The sequence below is a fragment of the Cyclobacterium xiamenense genome, assembly GCF_009467825.1.
Lineage (GTDB): Bacteria > Bacteroidota > Bacteroidia > Cytophagales > Cyclobacteriaceae > Cyclobacterium > Cyclobacterium xiamenense.
In genome coordinates, this window is the sequence record NZ_WIOK01000001.1 from 42,275 (window position 1) to 60,286 (window position 18,012).

Genomic DNA, 18,012 nt, shown 5'->3' on the forward strand with positions numbered 1-18,012 from the left:
CCCTTCCTACTAAAAAATATCCTTTCCAAACAGAAAGGATATTTTTTTGTTTCTATGTTAAGAAATTGTTAACTTATGGTAACATTTAATTAATTTGGATACATGCGTGGGGTTTTTCTTTGGTTAGTGCTGTTTTGCATCCCGGGGCTATTGGCCGCCGGGAGGGTAGAAGATCTTGCACCAACCTACCGCGAATCATTCCCCAAAAAACATCCGCTCGTTCAAGCCTGGCTGGCCGAAAGTGTCCCCTTTGTGTCCTTATACGAGAAATTGGAAAAGGATTTTGAGCGGTTCGGTCATTCGGAGCGGATGGTACGTTCCATCTTTTACCGCTCACATCAACACCTTTTTCATTCGTACAAGCAGTATACCCTGGATCGGGATGCGTTGACCGAAGGTGCCTACGACTGTGTGAGCGGTTCCCTTATTTTGGCAGCAATCCTGGATCATTTCGGGTTTCGTTTCGAAGCGATTGAAACCTCTTACCATGTGTTTTTACAGGTAGCGATGGGGGATAATCGACTATTGTTGGAAGTGACCGACCCTCGCGGGGGATATATCGCCGATTCGGAGCGGCAGCAGGCATACCTGAGGGGGTATCAGGAGGAATTAGGGGCGAAGGTGCTGTGGGAGGAAACGAAAAATGAGGGTTCGCCCACCGCGGCCGCCATATACCAAAAAATCACCTTGCAAAACCTCCTCGGCCTGCAGTACTTCAATCAGGCAATTCGGTATTTCAACGAAGACAATCCCCTGGCTGCGTATCAGTTTGCTGTCACGGCATTAAAGTACCACGATTCGGATCGGATTCGGGACTTCAGCAATTTTTTAAAGCAGCAACTGGCACTTGCTTCCCGGTAGGAGGCGGGCTGCGAAAATTTTAATCTGGGGAGTTGTTTGCGCCGTTTTTTTAGGAGAGTTTGTAGCCCAATTTGGCCGAAAATAGGGCTACCCGAAATCAATCCACGTCCACGTTTACATGGTAGAAACGCGTGTTTTTAAGGAATTTCAATGCCTGCACCTTTGGTTGTTTCCGTATTGGGCGTGCCTTGGACGCAGGTTACGGGAATGATACGAGCTGTTGGTGCTGGTTGGGATTGCCTTTTCAGCTCTCGGACGAGTTGCTGAGCAGGTGCCCATTTTCCATTATACGCCAAGTCACGCAGTCCTTTTCGTACCGGAGAAGGTGGACAAGCTTTCGTATAGGATTCCCTGGGCTTTTGGTGTAGCATTGCATTGGTCCGAGCTATCTCCGTCAACGCTAAAGGGCCAGTGCTAATCTTTTAGCGCTTCACAACGATCGTATTGCGGATCAATATCGATAAATACTTCTTCTTTGGCCAATACAAACCATTTGGATAGGATTTCTTCTTCTTTTTTCCGTTTGGCAGCAGCCTTTAACTTTTCGTAATCGTCTGAAAGGTTGGCCCGGTGGGCTGGGAATCGCTCCTTGTAATACAATAGCCGTACCCCCGGCTCGGATCTCCTGGTACGTGGATCTACGTCATCGTAACGAATAGGTTGGGTAATGGTACCGACCTCCATGCTATCCAATGTAAAATACAGTACCGGATCCTCCAGGGTTCGCAGCGTCAGGCGGTTGGATCCATTGCCCGGATCGGTAAAGAAACCGCCGTTATCCGAGGTTTCCCTATCGTCCGAGTTTTCTTTGGCTGCTTTCGCAAACGATATTTTTTCATCCACGATTTGCTGACGGAGGCTGTCCAGAAAGCGTTCTGCCTTTTCGATATCACTTTCCGAAGGCGTGGGGATCCGCAGGATATGCCGGGTGTTGAAGGTGTTTCCCCTTCGTTCCAGGAGCTGTATCATATGAAAGCCAAACATGGTTTCCACGGGGTCGCTAATTTCACCGGGTTTGAGGGCGTAGGCCGTCGCTTCGTATTCCGGAGCGAGTTCCCCGCGCTTAAAAAATCCCAGGTCCCCCCCTTGTGCGGCAGAGGCGGGATCTTCGGAATATTGAGTAGCCATGCTGGCAAAATCGGCATCTCCGTCCAATATTCGTTTTTTGATGGAAAGCAATTGCTCGACTACCTTGTCTTTTTCTGACTGGCTAACCTCCGGTTTTTTTACGATCTGTCCTACCGAAACTTCCGCAGAGAAGAACGGAAGGGAATCGTTGGGGATGGATCCGAAAAAGGTACGAACATCGTTGGGCGATACTTCCAGGCCTTCCGTTATGACGCCTCGCATTTTGCCTACTACCAACTGTTCCTTGACGGCATCCTGAATCTCGCTTTTCAATTGGTCCCCGGTTTTTCCGTAGGCTTCGATAAGGGTTTCTTCATCTCCGCCAAATTGCTGCAGCACCATGGTAAACCGTTGATCCGTTTGAATGATCACTTCCGCCTCGGACACGACGACCGAGTCAATTTCCGATTTGGCCATCATGAGCTTGTTGATTAGTAGGGATTCAAAAATCTGGCACCGGGAGGGGGCTTCCATACCTTGTTGGTATTGGGAAACGGCTTCCAGATAGGCTTTCTGCAGGTCAGACTCCAAGATGATGTAATTGTCCACTTTGGCAATGATTTTATCCAACACCTGTCCGCTGGGTTTTTCTTCTTCCACGGCTGGTTTTTCGCTGCTTGCCAGGGTATCTCCGGTATCCTGTGCCCAACTGATCTGGCTGAATACAAGTCCGGCAAGCAACAGTAGGGGTAATTTTTTGGACCCGTTATTCATAGATAGTAAATTCATTATTTTCAAGTGCATGGTTGTAAATATCTCTTTTAAGTTTGTCGGCCAGTTCCACCCTCCGTTTATTAACGATGATCTTGGAGATTTCGTCTTTGACAAATTCGAGGGGTGGGACCTGGTCCTGCAGACGGTATTCCAGAATCTTGAAGTAGTAGGAGTACGTATCGTCGTCTACATGGATCAATTGTTCGTTTTGAAGGAGCTGGACCTGATTGCTATTTTGGGTAAGGGGAGTATTGATAATGATGTCGTCAAAGCTGATCCACGTGGAATCCTCCATGAAGTAATTGTTTGCATAACGAATAGCAAAGTCCTTTAGTTCTTCTTTTTGGCCCTCCTGATTGCTGTTGAGCAGCCGTTCCAGCTGTCTTTTTTGCGGCAGGGATTTCTCCAGCTTGATAAAGTTTGTACGTACGATGATTTCCTTTAAGGCAAAATTTTGTTTGTTGGCCTGGTAATAGGTTTCGATCTCCTCTGGACGGACGACCCGGTCCAATCCCGCTTCTACTACATTCTTTTCGTATTCGTAGGCAATAAGCGCATAGCGGTAGTCCAACAACTTGCGGTTAATTTCTGCTTCATTGAAGGAAAGGTTTTTGCGCGCTTCCCGTATGATCAGCTGTTTTTTCACCCAGCTCTGTACGTATCGGTTTACCAATTCTGCCGAGTCCAGGTCCGAAGCCATTTCCTTGCTGATATGGTCGATGTCTTCCAGGTACAGATTGGCCGTTCCCACACTGGCCACAACGGGGTTTTCCGGGTCTTCCTCCTCGGTTTTGATGCGGAAAAAGTCACAGGAAGAAAGCAGAAGCAGGCTAATTAGCCCCAACAGTGCCTTACTGCGCCAGTGACCGGAATAATTTTTCTTTTTCATCCTCATTGATTTGGATGGTGTACGTTTCTTTTAACGAAGCAAGTAGCTTTTTTTCCAGGAATTGCTGGTAATCCTGAATGAGTCTTCCCCGAGTTTCGTTGAATTCTTTCGGTTTGGCTGGAATTCTTTCTCCGGTAACAACCAGCACCGTTCGACCTTCCTCGGTGATCGTATGGAACGACTGTTCCGGGGATAACTTTTGGAGCAGGTCTTTTTTTGACCGCTCAAACAGGCCCTGCTCGTGACTGAACTTCAATGGATCTTCCCGAAGAAACCGATTCTTTACCTCTTCTTCCAAGCCATCGCGATAGGTTTGGCCCGATAGCCAGCTTTTGACAGGCGATAGGTCCTCACGCGCATCGGCTGTTAAAATCAGCGCCGGAATTCGCTCCTCCCATTGGTAGTTTTCCCGGTTTTGTTGAAAATAGGCTCGTTGTCCGCTACTATCGTTAAGGGCTTTTTCCCATACTGCTTCGTTCATTAATTCAAATAGTAGCATCCCGTTCTTGTACTCGTTGAGAAGTTGCCGGTATTCCGGATTGGTCGCATACACGTAGGCCTCTTCCCAGGTAGCCAGCTGGTTTTCCAGAAAGACGCGGTACCAGTTGTCAAAGGAATCGGTTCCCACGGTTTCTTCGGCCGAGAAGTGCGATGCCAAAAATCCCGTAAATGCTTCGGCAGGGACCTGCCCTTGCACGGACTCGATCAGCCAGGTCTGCGTCCAATCGGTGGAATCCAGTGAGCTAACCAGCTCTCCCAGGGTCTTCCCTTGACCTTCACCAAATGCATCGGATAGTTTGCGAAGCAGGGATTCATTTCCCCTCATTCTTAATCGGGATTTTTGCTGGGCGATCACCTGGCTCTGAATCATCTCGGAACGGCTGTCCCGCAGGATTCGTGATTTTATCGTGGGCAGCATCTCTTCGAAGGGAGGCACCCCCCTGCGGTCTTCCAGGCGCAGGATATGGTACCCGTATTCGGTTTTTATTGGCGGAGAAAAGTCGCCTTTTTTTTCCAGGGAAAAGGCAGCTTGCTCAAACTCCGGCACCAGTGAACCTACGCCAAACCAGGGTACCAGGCCCTTATTTGATTTGCTGCCGGTATCCTCTGAGAAGTTGCGGATGAGTTCGGGCCAGGCATCCGGGTTTTCCTGAACTTTCTGGTACAGCTCAGCGATTTTCCGTCGGCTCAGGGACTCGCTCTCTGGATTATCCGCCTCGCTTCGGACCAATAGGTGAGAAACCTGCACTTGGCCGGGATTGGGTCTGCGCTCATCCAGGCGGATAATGTGGTAGCCAAAGTCCGAAAGTACCGGCGCTGAAATCTCCCCAACAGAAAGCGCAAAGGCGGCCTCCTCAAACGGAAGGACCATTTGTAGCGCTGTAAAATACCCGAGATTACCCTGATTGCTTTCAACAGAGGGGTCCTCTGAATACTCCAAGGCCAGTTGGGCAAAGTCTTCTCCGCTTTCGGCGGCCTGTTTGATCTTCTCGGCCATGCGAATTACGGCGATTGAATCCTCCGCACTTGCATTTGGGGGGAATTGAAGGAGAATGTGGCTGGCTTTTACAATTTCATGCATGCGGTCGTACACCTTTCGTACTTCGCCTTCCTGCAGTTCATTTTCCAGTAAATAGGGTTTGACTAATTGTTCCCTGAACGAGTGAAACTCGGTTTGAAACTCGGAAGTGGTATCCAGCCCGAGATCCAGCGCGTGCACGACTTTTAATTTATAGTCGATGAAAAGTTCCAGGTTTTCTTCAAATTCCGCCCGGCTGAGGCGTTGCTCCTGTAGTTGGCGGCTTTTTTTCAAAATGTATAGGAATTCCTCCCGGTCAGAGGTCCTCGCATCAATTTTTATCAGGTAGTCCGATGACTGCTGATTCTCACTGTATGTATCAGGAATCTGGACCGCATTGGCAGAAAACATTCCCCAAAAAAGGAAACATGCATGCGTTACATTCATAGAATAACCGGTACTTTCTAAGCTGCAATGTTACGAATTTTACCCCACAATTCGGGAGGTTCCCAGGGATATGTGCTGGGATTTAACATTTATTTGGATTTCAGCTTTTTGATTAGTCGGCAGGTATTGAACGAAGCGTCCGTTTCAAATTCGATTTTATCCATGATTTTCCGAACAAGCAACAGGCCCAGCCCTCCTTTTCGCTTTTCCTTCACCACTGCGTTAATTTCCGGCGATTTGTATTCGATGATGTTGAAGGCCTTTCCTGAATCCTTAATTTCAAAAATAACCCGGTCCGTCAGTAGATGGATCGTCAGTAGGATGTAACGCTGTGGATTGCACTGATGCGAATGGATAATAAGGTTTGCGCAGACCTCTTCCACTGCTAAAATCAACTGATTCTGGCTAATGGCGTTAAGTTGGGCCGGTACCAGTACCTCTGAAATAAAGGAACGAAGTTCGGCCAGCCGACTTTTTTCGCAATATAGCTTTAGTTCATACCTCATACAGTGCTTGTTCGGCTTCCTCCTGTGTTTGCCGGATGCGAATGAGTTGGTCCAAACCCAAAATATGGAAGACATTCAGTACTTTTTCGTTCAATCCGAAAATAACGAAGGATACGTTTTTTTCCTGAAAATCTTCCAAATAGGACATGAATACACCCAGACCTGCGGAGGAGATGTATTCCAACTTTCTGCCATCTACCAGAATTTTATTGCTGTCTTCGGAAAGGGCCTGCTGGATTACTTCGTCCAGCTCCACCGAATTGCTGGCATCTACCTCCCCGTTTAATTCTATGATCAGATGATCACGATCCGCCGCCTTGTTGATTGATAACATACCTCGTTATACGCTTTACAATGGATTAAGTTTATGCCTTAAATTTGATTGCCAACAATGAATAATCGTCGTCTGGAAGGATGTCTTTTCCCACAAAGGAATAGACTGCTGTAATAATCTCCATACGAATTTCCCGTGCCGAAAGGGCGTGAAAGCGGTCCAGCAGACAGCGCAAATTGTCGTAGCCAAATTCTTGTCCTTTTTCATTTTTGGCTTCTACAATCCCGTCGGTGTATAGCACCATTACGTCTCCGGGATGGTAGGATAGTTTTCCCTCTTCCAGGTATCGATCAAAACTCGCATTTCGGACAATTCCTAACCCCATCCCTTTGATATCGAGAAAGTGGGATTTTCCCGCTTCTTTTGAATAAAACAGGGTAGGACAATGTCCCGCACGGGCAAAATGAATTTCTTTTTCCCTGGTGTTGACCGTGTAATACGTAGTGGTGATGAAATTGTTTTTTTCCAGGCAGCGGCTCAATGCGTTATTCGCTTTGGTGAGAAAATCCTTCGGGCGTAAGTTGAGTTGCACCAGGCTGTGAAACACCCCTTTCATTTGGGACATGTTGAAGGCTGCCGAAGTTCCTTTTCCAGATACATCCCCAATAATCAAGGCGAAATTATCCGGATCAAAGCGATAGGTTTCGTAATAGTCGCCACCTACCTCGTCCGCTGCTGCCGAAAACCCGTCTATTTCAAAGCAGGCATTGTGGTGCAGTTCCGAAGGGAGCAAGCTTCGCTGCACCCGCTGAGCAATTTCCAGTTCTTCCCGGTAGCGTTCGTTTTTGATTGCCTCGTTGAGCAGGCGGTAATTATCGATGGAGATGGAGGTTTGCCCCACAAACGTGGAAATGATATTGATCATTTCTTTATTGAAACCGTCCTTCACTTCCTTAAGCAAAAACAGGTCTCCAAGGACTTTTTTATTGGCCCGTATGGGGATTAACAACACCGATTGATACGTTTCATGCGGAATCTTCCCATTGATGTACTCGATTTTAGCATCCGTCTGCCCCTTCAGGTAGCCGGAAAAAGGCTCCGTATTTTTCAGCAAGTCCAGGAGTTCCTGCCGCTCGCCGTTGCTGATAAACTTCTGATGCAGTACCCGCGCTGGCAGCCCCTCCGCATCCTGTCCGTGCATTTCCAGCCAGGCGGCATCCACGTAGGCCGCACTCATGCTGCTGTCCATCAGAATATCCAATACCTGTTCCTCGTTTTCACCAGGCTGTATGGATTGGCTCAATCGCTGAAAACTAATGGCCTCCGTAAGCTTTTGCTCAAATACGGAGGAGGTCGGAAGGTTAAATAGCGTAACCAGAAAGCTGAAAACGGCATAGATCAGGACAAAAGCAAATATTCCCAATAAGAAAAGGTTTTCGCTGAGGTTGATAAAATGGATGTTTTTCTGGTTATAGGATACCATCTGTACCAGCAGGTAAGTGGTACAGGCGATGATGATGACCAGGAAGAGAATGGACTTCCATTTTTCGCGGAAGGTAAGGTAAGGAATCCATTTTAGGTTAACGGAAAGAATAACCCCATAAATGATCAGGAAAATCAAACCAAACATGAATCCGTAGTTGAAACTCTCCTGATTGATTAGCACGAAAAACATGCTAATCAGCAAAATTACTTCGTACGCCTGCCATTGTTGCACCACGGCTTTGCTTTTCTGGTACAGGATCAGGTGTTTCCAAAGCAGGGAAGTGGAAATGAGAAAAACCGTGGTCAGCGCAAAATTAACGTGGTAGAAGAAATTTCGCAGCAAAGGATCTTCGGAAAGACGGCTTCCGGCAAGCAGGTAGTAGAAGTAAATGATCAGAAACGAAACAGCAGTGGCAATCAATCCGGTAGAGGCCGCCCGCCAGATCAGGTTCAGAAAATTGCTATGCTCCTTTTTATTGATGGAGTCATTGAAATAGATGTAGAGGATGATAAAGAAAATAATTTCCAGGATCCAGGTTATTTCCTGGGAAATATCCCCTTCCATTTGGTTGATTTCACCAAAAAGCCGGACCAGATCTACAAATAGCAAGGCCAGCCATGACAGGATGGCCAGCATGATATAAATTTTTCCCCGTTGTATGTTGGGTAGTTTTACCATAGAAAATCATACAATAATAAAAATAGAATATCAAAATTCATTGATCCCTTCAAAAAAGTATCGGGGGAGTAAGATTTAAAATCAGCCCTGTAGCGGCTACTTTTTTTTTTGAGCCCGTAAATCAGCCGTTAAGCTGAAATTCAGGGCAAAATTTCTACATTCGAGTCATGAAAGATCAATCAGTGAAAATGTTACCTGGAATACAAATTTGGTTGCTACTCGGTTTGTTCCTCGCATGGGGAAGGCCTGGCAATGCGCAAAACTCCGTGCACCTACGGATAAACCAACTCGGATACCTGGCGTCAGATGTGAAGGAGGCCCTGGTTTTTAGCAAACAGCCGTTCCGCGAAAAGCTGCAGCTACGGCATGCCGAAGATTCCAGCCTGGTACTGGAAGGCAAGCCCCTTCGCGTGAAAACGGCCACATGGGGCAGTTTTGATTACTATTACAGCTTTGATTTTTCTTCAGTGGCCAAGCCCGGAAGCTACTACCTGCAAACCAAAACCTCCGGAATCAAAACCATCGCGTTTCCCGTCGGACCGCAGGCGTATGCCGGGAAGCAGGAAACCTTGCTGGAGTTTATGCGGCAACAACGCTGCGGCTACAACCCCACCCTGGACATGGTGTGTCACGAAAAGGACGGCCGGAGTTTTTATGGGCCCATGCCGGACAGTACCTACCTCGATCTGAGCGGTGGCTGGCACGATGCCGGGGATCAGCTCAAATACCTGATTACTGGAAGTTATGCCACGGCTCATCTGCTGATGGCCTTCGAACTGTACCCGGATCGGTTTGCAGACGCCTACAATGCGTTGGGCCAACCCGGTAGCAACGGCATCCCGGACGTACTGGACGAAGCCAAATGGGGTCTGGATTGGATCCACAAAATGCACCCTGCACCCGAGGTCTTGTTTCATCAGGTAGCAGACGACCGCGACCACCGGGGGTTTAAAATCCCCAATCAGGATAATTCGGACTACGGCTGGGGAGCCAATAGCTATCGCGCGGCTTATGCGGCTACCGGAACACCCCAGGGACTGGGTACGTACAAAAGTGAAGCCACCGGGTTGGCTAATCTGGCCGGGCGAAGCGCAGCCGCTATGGCCCTGGCAGCGCGAATCTGGGAAGAGCACTTACAGGACAGTAGCTATGCCGCCAAATGCAGGAAAGCAGCCCTTTCCCTGTATGCGCTCGGAAGAAACCAGGAAGGATACCAGCAGGGCAATTCCTATGGAGCACCGTACCGGTACAACGAAGAAACCTGGGCGGACGATATGGAATGGGCGGCAGCCGAAGTTTATGCGCTAACCAAAGAACCAGCCTATCTGGATCAGGCCAAAGCATATGCACTGCAAAGCAGTAATCAGGATGCCTGGACGGTTCGCGATACGGCGGCACATTATCAGTTGTACCCGTTTATCAACATGGGACACTACGCACTCCACCGCCACGTAGACGAAAATTTTAAAGAAACGTTGGAAGGCTATTACCAAGAGGGCATTGCCTATACCCTGAAGCGTGCTGCTCAAAATCCGTTTCACATCGGTGTGCCGTTCATTTGGTGTTCAAATAACCTACTGAGCAGCTTGGTGGCCCAGGTAATTCTTTACGAAAAAATGAGTGGAGACGACCAATTCCGCCCCTTCCTCGCAGCGCAGCGGGATTGGCTGTTTGGAAGAAATCCATGGGGCACCTCCATGTTTACCGGGATGCCCGCGGCAGGGGAATATCCGGAGGATGTACATACCAGCGTGTACGTGATGCTTGGCCTGGAAGTTCCGGGAGGGCTGGTGGACGGTCCGATTTACCGGAGTATTCACGATAGCCTTTTGGGCCTTACCTTAAACGATCCGGATGAATTTGCCCATCTGCAAAACCGCCATGTGGTCTATCAGGACGATGTAGGCGACTACAGCACCAATGAACCCACCATGGATGGAACCGCCGGAGCCATTTTAATGATGGCGCATTTTGGGATACCCGTCAAATAATCGGGCAAGGAAACGCCGACTTACAGCATGGCTTTTCGCATAAAGGAAAGCTGCTCGTGGATTTCCTGCCAGGAAAAGGGCAGCCTGGATTGTGAGTGGGCCAGCGCATCCCGGAGCTTGCCAATATTTCGAACCATGGCATCGTATTGCTCCCGGCTGGCCCCGGGCATCAGTTGTTTGTAGCGTTTGTTTTTTGAAAAAATACTGCCCAAATCCGCCAGTTGCAGGCACTGAATCAGGTCAATCTCTTCGTTGCGGTTTTTTTTGAGTTGATACAATGCTTCTGCGGAAGCCAGCCGCTCCGAGGACAGGCTGTTTTGCCATGCCGGCACCTGGGATTTTACCCGATCTCTGAGAAAGGTTTCCCAGACGCTGATGTAGCCGATTACTACCAGCCGCATGGGGATTTTGTCTAAATCGCTTTGGGTGACGATATGGGATATACCTCCCTCCGTCTCGATGAAAAAACGCCTCTGGTGCAACAGTTTTTCGAAGGCCTGGATCAAGGGCGTAGGGCCCTGAAGCAGGTCTGCAGGTGCGAGGGGCCTCGGAGCGGGATCTCCACTGTCAAATTTCCGGAGCCCCTCGGGTGTTTGGACCAGAACAGATTGAAAATTCCGCCTGGCCATTTCTTCCAGGTAGCTTGTGGCTGGAAAGGGACGGGTCTTTTCGGCAATGCTTAGCACCGGTACATACCGGTCAAAGAGATCAATCAAGGGCTGCTGGTTTGCAAGGGATACGCCCTTCTTCGGAGCTTCGTTCGCCATTTTCTGGATATTTTCTTTCTGGAAGGTTGAATTTAACCATTCGCGCCGGTATATTGAGCATGTATCGCTTCCGTGCAGGGTTAGCGCTGCGAAAACCGGGAAGCAGGGCAAGAATATTTTCTCACTACGTATGATTACAGGAAAGCAACCTCCCGTAACGGAGGAAGTTAGGGAATTGGCCAGGCTGGTTTGGGATTACCACCTACTTGGCCATAGCTTGGAGAACAGCGATGCGATTTTGGTGCTGGGGAGCCACGATCCCCGCGTCGCGGAACGGGGTGCAGCGCTTTGGTTGGACGGGAAGGCGCCTTTGCTGATTTTTTCAGGAGGGCTCGGTAACTTTACTGCGGGGCTTTGGGAAGAACCAGAAGCCGTCTTATTCGGCCGGATTGCCCGAGAGATGGGGGTTTCGGAAGAAGCCATGCTCCTCGAGAGCCGGTCGACCAATTCGGGCGAAAATATGCGGTTTACACGGGAATTGCTCAAAAGCAGAGGGTTGAATCCACACTCCTTTATTATTGTGCAAAAACCGTACATGGAACGACGGGCCTATGCTACCTTTAAAAAAAACTGGCCTGATAAATCCGTACGAGTGACCAGTCCGCAAATTGCCTTCGAGCAGTACCCCAACGAATCCATTTCTTTGGAGGTAATCATCCAATCCATGGTGGGCGACTTGCAGCGCATTCGGGAATATCCGAAAATGGGATTCCAGATCCACCAGGATATTCCGGGTCCGGTATGGGCGGCCTTTGAGCGCCTGGTAGCCCTGGGATTTGATCAGCACCTGATCCGCTGAGGCTTATTGATCCAATGCTTCTTTAAACACAGCCAGTGCCCGTTCCCGGGCCATTTTGTGGTCCACGATGGGTTCTGGATATCGATCGGTTCCGTATTCCGGTACCCAGGTTTTGACATAGCGCAGGTCCTTATCGAATTTTTCCAATTGGGAAGCCGGGTTGAATATCCGGAAATACGGTTGGGCATCCGTGCCGGTACCCGCCGCCCATTGCCAACCGCCATTGTTGGAGGATAACTCATAGTCCAGCAATTTCTTCGCAAAATAGGCTTCACCCCAGCGCCAGTCTACCAGCAGGTGCTTGGTCAGAAAACTGGCCGTAACCATGCGTACCCGGTTGTGCATGTAGCCTGTGGTATTCAGTTCCCGCATGCCCGCATCTACCAGGGGATAACCCGTTTTTCCCTCGCACCAGCAGGAAAACTCTTTCTCGTCATTTCTCCAGGGTATGCGGTCGTAGGCTGGTTTAAACGCTTTATCCACCACCTGGGGGTTGTGGTACAGGATCATCATGTAAAATTCCCGCCAAATCAATTCGTTCAGAAAGGTCTCGTTCAATGAAGCCGCTTCCAATGCCAGTTTACGTATGCTGATGGTGCCGAACCGCAGGTGAATGCCCAAGCGGCTGGTACCCGCTTTCGCCGGAAAATTCCGGGTCTGGTCGTAGTTCCGAATGCGTGTATCATCTACTTCAGGCGAGGGTAGCTTGATTCTCGACGCTTCAAAACCGATCGCACGCAAACTCGGCAGGGGCAGTGGTTTGGTTTGGAAAAACGCCTGTTTCCTACCATCCAGCTTTACCGGGGTAATTTGAGTCTTCTCGAATTTTTGCAACCAGCGTTTGCTGTAGGGAGTAAAGACCTTGTAAAAATCACCTTTGTCCGTGGTGATTTCGTCCGTTTCAAAAATTACCTGGTCTTTGAAATCGTAGAAATCAATGCCCTGCTGCTGCAAATAGTCAGCTACTTCCGCGTCTCTCTTTTTGGCATAGGGTTCGTAGTCCCTATTGGTATACACGTTTTGGATGGGGTATTCCTGTGTCAGCGACTGGAATACCTCCAGGGGCTTTCCGTGACGGACAAGCAGGGAACTGTGGTAGGCAGCCAGTTCCTCCCGCAATCGGGAAAGCTGCTCGTGAATGAATGTGACACGCGCGTCCGTCTTGTCTTCCAATCGGTCCAGTATTTCCGCGTCAAAAATAAACAGGGGAAGCACCTGTTTTTCTTGTTGATGGGCATAATACAATCCCAGATTATCTTCCAGTCTAAGGTCTCTTCGAAACCAAAACAGCGTGAGTTTGTCCATGAAACTATAAGTCAGGTCGGTGTAAAAATGTTTAGGGGCTTTCGGGCAGATTCGTATCCAGGATGCGGATACCGGATGGATCCAACGCTGGATCAGGGCGGAACAATTCGGGAGCTACCTCGTCCAGATCGATGGTAAAATCGCCCCGAAGGTATTCGTCCGAATCGCTGATCGGCAGATCTCTGTTTCTGCTGAAGTTCTGGAAAAGCTCTTTTAATGAGCTGAACAGCAGGTTTTGGGAGACCGAGACCCCGTAGGTGTTGGGGGCCCGGTTGTTGATGTTGAGCGCAGTGAAGGTATTGAAGTTGTTGCGGTTGTAGACCCGTACCCGATACCGTCCGTCTTCGGTGAGCAGGTATTCTGCCTGCCAGTCTCCTGCGATGGTATTAAAATCGGCATTTCCCTGCAGGTCGGTAAAGCCACCATCCCGCGTCACCCGGAGGCGCCCGTCGAAGAATGTATAGGCCACCCGCAACTGAAACGTTTCGAGTGCGGTTTCGTCCAGGCCTACCAGATCAAAATCGATCTCCAGGTTTTCATCCACCTGAGCGATCAGGTTGTTTAGCTGGGAAGAAATCAATTGACTCAGGTTGGAAAAGCCAATACCTGCCCCGCTGAATTGTCCTTCCGGAGAAAAGCGCCGCAACATGATCAGGGAAAATACCTGCCGGTTTTTTTCTTGCTCGTCGTTTGCGATCCGGTTTCGGAATGCCGAAATGGTCGTTTGCAATTCGCTATCTTCGGGAAATTCGGAAAAGTCAAAATCAAAACCGATATCCGGAGAGAGCAAGGGGCCATCCAGATCCATGATTACCTGTACCGGAAATCGGCGTTTCAACTGATTGCTTTCAAACTGGTTTTGGCTGGTATTGGTCTGCAGGGAGGCCAGCGATACATTTTCTTCGTAAAGGGCCGAAATATCCATCACCCCCTCGTAGGGATCGCCGTACCAGTTGATCACGCCTCCGGGTTCTATCAGGAATTTTTTGTTGATCACGTTGTAGAGAGAAAAATTATACACCGCATCCACTATTTCAAAGTTGCCGGCCATGGTAAAGTTCCCTTGCGTATCGATGTTCAGGTTCAGGACGCCCCTACCCCTGCCCTGGATATTTTCCTCCGTTTTTGGGTCAATTTGAATCTCTACATAGGCATCGGGAGTGAGATCCAGATTCAGGTTCATGCGCAGGTTGTTGATCGTTAGTTTGTCCACGCTTTCTTCAAAGCTCACCTCCCGTGTGGTGTCCCGTACATTGATGATGTTGATAAAATCCTCCTGGGTTTGCCCGTTGGAGCCTCCGATGGGGATGTAAACCCGGGTATTGGGTTGGGAGGTGGCGTTGGCGGTTAGGTCCAGGTTATTGGCGGCCCCAAACACATTGATGTCACCTGAGGCATAGGCCATTCCAAAAAACAAGTCGTTGTCAGCCGCGCTCGTATTCATGACCTGAAAATTGGTAAAGGCGGCGTTGAGGTCCAGGATGAAATTGTCGAAATTATCGTGGGTAATGCCCCCCCGAAGGCGGGCTGTATTGTTGTTTACATCCCGGAGCTCCAGTCCCCGGAAGCTGATGTCGTTTGGCTCAAAGATCACATTTCCATCGACCTTGTAGGTGGTGTTGAGATAATTGAACCGAAAAGTTGCTCCTTCCAGTTTTCCCAGACCTTCGACGCTAGGCCGTGTCAGGCTGCCCCCTATCCGTAGGTTGCCACTCAGGTTGCCATCGATCTGGCTGAGAAAGTCGGAAATAAAGGGCTCGACCACCGACAAATTGGCTTCTTCAAAACGTGCGTTTAGCCCCATGTCTTTCGCTTCAGATGCCAGGTTTCCGGTTAGTTCGATCACCTTTTTTCCCTCCCGGTAATTTTGGAGGGAAAGGTTGATCGCATCGTTAGCAAAATAGGCGGTCGCTTCGATCTCCCCTACCAGAAAATCGTTTATCCGGATGCCTTCAATGGAGAGATTACCCTGCATGCCTTCCTTATTCCAGCCTTCTGCCAGGCTGATCGCACCGTTGGCGGTGCCTGCGTATTCACGCATCCCAAAAGAGTTTAGAAAATCCAAATTCAGTTCATGAATGGCGATTTCCAATTGATCACCCGGATCCGTATTAATTTTCCCCTCTCCGGAGAGGTATTGGTTTTCGTGAAAGATTTTGAGATTTTCAAATTGTGTTTCGCCACTGCCGATGGTGATGCTATTTCCCGGTTCGAATTGCCAGTAATCCTCCAATAGCTTTATTTCAGAGGGGGCAAACGTTATCTGGGTCTGGTTTCTTGACAGATTGATCGCCGCAGAAATATCCGCATAGCTTTCCGTGTTCAATTGGTCCATGTAAAAGGAAAGGTTTAGCCGGGACTGGTCCCAGATGGTTTCCATGGAAAGGTTGTGAAAATTAAATCCGGAGTTTAACTGGATCTCTTGGGAAATTACGTAAAAGGAGGCCAAGACCTCCTCGCTGTCTTTGTATTTGGAGGTATTGAGATCAATATCGGTATTGAAAAAGTAATTGCTGTTGTAATAGATGGTATCGATCCCGGTGTAGAAATTAAATACCGTATTGCGCTCGGTTTGATAAAAAGCGCCCTCCACCTGCGTATTGCTGGAAATAAACAGTCGGGGATCGATCAGGTTGAGAATTGGGTTTGGATCCCGCAGGTCCAACGTCAGGTCAATGTGGTACGGTTCTCCGGCTTGCATCTGGGACGTAGGGGGTGGTGTGTAGTCGTTCGTCAGGATGGCATAATAGTCTTCCCATAGACGCTGCAGGTCCTGGCCCAATTGCTGCACCTTAAAATCCCCGCTGATTCCCGCCACCAATAAATCCGAATTCAGGGAAATGACCCGGGAGTCCTCCGTAAATAGGGACTGGAATAAAAAGTAATCCAGGAAGAGATCCCGGCCATCGTAGCTGATCAGCACATCCCGGAATCGGGTCACGCCTTCGATGGTGTCCCAGTGAATCCCTTTGGTATCCAATTCGAAATTTCCGCTCAGAAAGATGTCTTTTTCGGTGAGTTGGATCGGGCTGAGAAATGCCGTATCCAATCGCAGGGTCAGGTTTGCGGAATCTTTGTTGTTGCGCAAATCCAGGGTTCCGTCCACCTCCATCACCAGGTTGGGGTCGTTTACACGAAGGGTCCCTTGAAACAAGTCTTTTCCGTAGGTAGCCTTGGTTTCTATTTGGGTGTATTCGTAGCGATTGATGCCGATTTTACTGATGCGCGCATCCAACTCGATAAGTGCGGTGTTTACGGTAAGTCCGGTTCCTTTCAAGTCTCCGTTAAAACTAACTTTTTGAAAATTTTCGGGTTCTTCGGTCAATACTCCCAAATCCACCTCACGGGCTTCCAACTGCCCCTCATAGGTAGGGACACCGGCTTCGTCCCGGTAGTTGAGTTGCCCTTTGAGCAGACCGATTTCTGTGCGAAAATCTCCTTTGGCCACAAAGTCGGTCAGGTACCCGTCAAAATCGGAATCAAACCGGATTGTTCCGAATTTATCCAGTTCCCTCCGGGCTTCCGAACTGATATATGGATAGAGGTCTTCCGGTAGCAACACGGAATTAGCCAGGGAGAGGTTAAAGAAGGTTTGTGCGACCTGGGGCAGCCCTTCGATGTTGAATTTGCCGAAAAGTGCGCTTCGTTCGCCAAACCGCAGCAGGAGTTCTTCCGAAAAGATGGAGTTTACTTTACCGATAATCTCCCCACTGAGGTAAATCCGGTCGTCAATGGCCGGAATATTGTCCGAAAAATAGCCCAAGTCGCGAATGTCCAGCACCGATTCGTCCAGTTGGGCGATTAAATCCACTTTTCGGTTAAAGTCCCTCAAATCGGCGACCGTTTCGTAATCCAGGCGCAGGTAATTTTTGATCACGGTCTCGTTGGATTTCAGGAAGAGGTATTTAAACTCCATCCCGGTGCTGGAATAGGTGAAATCGGTTCGCAACTGTTGAAATACCATGCCGGAATTGGCTTCCACCCCCTTCATGTAGCGTAGGTCAAATCCCAGGGTGTCCCGGCGCACGTAGAAATCTTCGGCCTTGGCCACCAGGTCCCGAAACAGCAGGTTGGCATAATCAAACGGGATGTCTATTTCGGGCTGGGTATAGTCAATGATGTCCAGCGAGGTCTGATCAAAGGAAATGGAGGAAATGTGAAAGGTCGACGTTTGGTTTGTTTTCTCCCTGGGCTTTGAGAAAAAGGCAGCTCGAAGGCGTTCAAGAAACACCGAAATGTTCAGTCCTTCTCCGCCCGGATGGGTCAATAGGCGGACGTTTCCATTTCGTAGATTCACTTCGTCCAGGCCGGGCTCTTCGCTGTCAAGTAATCCCCGTACGGAAAAGTCAATGTACACTTCATCCAGATCGGCCATTAGGCTGTCCTGAAGGTCGTAAATTCGTACGTTCCGGAGGCTGACTGCATCCCACCAGCGGATGTTCACCCGGCCAATATCGGTCTGGTAGCCTGTATTTGCAGAAACCCGGTTGGTGACAATCCCGACTAGATAGGTTTGAATTCCCGGAATTTGAAGGAGCAGTGTCAGGAAGAGCAGCGTGAACAGCAGGTAGCGCAGGACAAGAGAGACTCTCCTGAGGGCTTTCAGCAAAATTTCCTTAACTTTCGGTTTATTTTCCAACAGACGCTA

At 49.1% G+C, this 18,012-nt stretch carries 12 protein-coding genes; 3 read left to right on the plus strand and 9 right to left on the minus strand.

The features are described 5' to 3' along the window. Positions 1-102 precede the first annotated feature (102 nt). Positions 103-861 (plus strand): hypothetical protein, encoded by a 759-nt coding sequence (locus GCU44_RS00195; protein WP_154852218.1) that lies wholly within the window; start codon positions 103-105, stop codon positions 859-861. A 414-nt stretch (positions 862-1,275) separates the two neighbouring features. Here the strand turns inward: GCU44_RS00195 and GCU44_RS00200 are convergent, their stop codons facing one another. The 6 genes from GCU44_RS00200 to GCU44_RS00225 all read right to left on the minus strand — a co-directional run bounded on the left by GCU44_RS00200 (position 1,276) and on the right by GCU44_RS00225 (position 8,502). Next, a complete protein-coding gene (locus GCU44_RS00200) occupies positions 1,276-2,718 on the minus strand; it encodes a peptidylprolyl isomerase (protein ID WP_154852220.1) in 1,443 nt (480 codons plus the stop codon). Then, positions 2,696-3,592, minus strand: coding sequence for a peptidyl-prolyl cis-trans isomerase (locus tag GCU44_RS00205; RefSeq protein WP_317041134.1), 897 nt, complete (start codon positions 3,590-3,592; stop codon positions 2,696-2,698). The genes GCU44_RS00200 and GCU44_RS00205 overlap by 23 nt, the downstream gene beginning before the upstream one ends. Continuing rightward, the gene (locus tag GCU44_RS00210; protein ID WP_154852223.1) at positions 3,555-5,558 is read right to left on the minus strand and encodes a peptidylprolyl isomerase; all 2,004 of its coding nucleotides are present in this window, start codon (positions 5,556-5,558) and stop codon (positions 3,555-3,557) included. Before GCU44_RS00210 ends, GCU44_RS00205 begins: the two co-directional genes overlap by 38 nt. Before the next feature lie 89 nt (positions 5,559-5,647). Beyond that, on the minus strand, positions 5,648-6,064 hold the full coding sequence (locus GCU44_RS00215) for an ATP-binding protein (protein ID WP_154852226.1): 417 nt from the start codon (positions 6,062-6,064) through the stop codon (positions 5,648-5,650). Continuing rightward, a complete protein-coding gene (locus GCU44_RS00220; protein ID WP_154852229.1) occupies positions 6,054-6,398 on the minus strand; it encodes an STAS domain-containing protein in 345 nt (114 codons plus the stop codon). The genes GCU44_RS00215 and GCU44_RS00220 overlap by 11 nt, the downstream gene beginning before the upstream one ends. A gap of 31 nt (positions 6,399-6,429) precedes the next feature. Further along, entirely contained in the window at positions 6,430-8,502 is a 2,073-nt protein-coding gene (locus GCU44_RS00225) for a GAF domain-containing SpoIIE family protein phosphatase (RefSeq protein ID WP_154852232.1), read from the minus strand. Positions 8,503-8,669: 167 nt separating this feature from the next. Here GCU44_RS00225 and GCU44_RS00230 point away from each other — a divergent pair, with 167 nt between their 5' ends. Next, complete coding sequence (locus GCU44_RS00230) at positions 8,670-10,493, plus strand: glycoside hydrolase family 9 protein (RefSeq protein WP_241684790.1); 1,824 nt, start codon at positions 8,670-8,672, stop codon at positions 10,491-10,493. Positions 10,494-10,513: 20 nt separating this feature from the next. Here the strand turns inward: GCU44_RS00230 and GCU44_RS00235 are convergent, their stop codons facing one another. Continuing rightward, on the minus strand, positions 10,514-11,260 hold the full coding sequence (locus GCU44_RS00235; RefSeq protein ID WP_154852234.1) for a hypothetical protein: 747 nt from the start codon (positions 11,258-11,260) through the stop codon (positions 10,514-10,516). A gap of 130 nt (positions 11,261-11,390) precedes the next feature. Here GCU44_RS00235 and GCU44_RS00240 point away from each other — a divergent pair, with 130 nt between their 5' ends. Beyond that, the gene (locus GCU44_RS00240) at positions 11,391-12,059 is read left to right on the plus strand and encodes a YdcF family protein (protein ID WP_154852237.1); all 669 of its coding nucleotides are present in this window, start codon (positions 11,391-11,393) and stop codon (positions 12,057-12,059) included. A gap of 3 nt (positions 12,060-12,062) precedes the next feature. Here GCU44_RS00240 and GCU44_RS00245 read toward each other — a convergent pair whose 3' ends face one another. Both GCU44_RS00245 and GCU44_RS00250 read right to left on the minus strand, forming a co-directional pair. Continuing rightward, on the minus strand, positions 12,063-13,364 hold the full coding sequence (locus GCU44_RS00245) for a cryptochrome/photolyase family protein (RefSeq protein ID WP_154852239.1): 1,302 nt from the start codon (positions 13,362-13,364) through the stop codon (positions 12,063-12,065). Between the two features lie 31 nt (positions 13,365-13,395). Beyond that, positions 13,396-18,003, minus strand: a complete 4,608-nt coding sequence (locus GCU44_RS00250; protein ID WP_154852241.1) for a translocation/assembly module TamB domain-containing protein — start codon at positions 18,001-18,003, stop codon at positions 13,396-13,398. Positions 18,004-18,012 lie beyond the last annotated feature (9 nt).